The following is a 492-nucleotide window of genomic DNA, read 5'->3' as shown; positions in this document are numbered from 1 at the left end:
TCTTGATCAGTTTGCCATCCTTGATGAGGTAGCCTTGACCAATCTTGTAAATCTTATTGTTAATCTCTGTTCGGTGATGGTAGCCTTTCTGCCCAGCTCGAGCCACAGAGAAGGCAACACGGGCAGGGTGCCAGGCTCGAATACAGGCAACTTTGCGCAAACCTCGATGGGTCTTTCGGGGCAGTTTCTTTGTATGCCAACGACTGGTTACCCCTTTGTACCCTTTGCCTTTTGTCACGCCAATGACATCAATCATCTCATCCTGCCCAAACACCTGGTTCACAGGAACCTGCTGCTCCAGCCGCTCTCGGGCCCAGTCGAGCTTCTCAGCCACAGTGCCTCCATTCACCTGGATCTCCATCAAGTGTGCCTTCTTCTGGCGTAGAGGAAGCAGACGCATCTGAGTGTGGGCAATGATGCGGATGACCTGGCAGTACTTCTTCATGCTGTTGAAGTCCTTCTCCAGCTGCTTCTTGCCTGTGTCATCCTGCC

General features: G+C 52.4%; 1 protein-coding gene. It reads right to left on the bottom strand.

Annotation, left to right across the window (positions count from 1 at the left end):
• The coding region (gene rplC / locus ABR397_RS23240) for a 50S ribosomal protein L3 (RefSeq protein WP_350307765.1) at positions 1-445 on the bottom strand (445 nt) is incomplete at its 3' end.
• Positions 446-492: the final 47 nt, after the last annotated feature.

It is taken from the genome of Photorhabdus viridis (genome assembly GCF_040256935.1).
Classification (GTDB): domain Bacteria; phylum Pseudomonadota; class Gammaproteobacteria; order Enterobacterales; family Enterobacteriaceae; genus Photorhabdus; species Photorhabdus viridis.
This window is presented reverse-complemented; position numbering and strand designations above follow the sequence as displayed.